General features: G+C 45.6%; 1 pseudogene. It reads left to right on the forward strand.

Annotation, left to right across the window (positions count from 1 at the left end):
• Positions 1-256 (forward strand): annotated as a pseudogene (locus tag CWC18_RS21165) (IS3 family transposase); the annotation flags it as partial.
• Positions 257-307 lie beyond the last annotated feature (51 nt).

The following is a 307-nucleotide window of genomic DNA, read 5'->3' on the forward strand; positions in this document are numbered from 1 at the left end:
GCACCTTGAAGATGCAAGAACCTGGGTGAAAGGCTTCACGAATTGGTACAACAACGTACATAGGCATAGTCGTATCAAGTTCGTGACACCCGGGCAACGTCATAATGGGGAAGATAGAGCGATATTGGCAAAGCGCCGTGAGTTATATAAAAAAGCGCAAGAAAAGAATGCTAACCGCTGGTCAAAGCACACCAGGAATTGGGATGAGATCAGTGATGTGGAGTTAAATCCAGAGAACAAAAAAGAAGCAGCTTAACAGCTCAGGCGACAACTACCTTGAAAAACGCCGCTATCGTCACCATCTTAG

The sequence above is a fragment of the Pseudoalteromonas aurantia genome (assembly GCF_005886875.1).
Classification (GTDB): domain Bacteria; phylum Pseudomonadota; class Gammaproteobacteria; order Enterobacterales; family Alteromonadaceae; genus Pseudoalteromonas; species Pseudoalteromonas aurantia_A.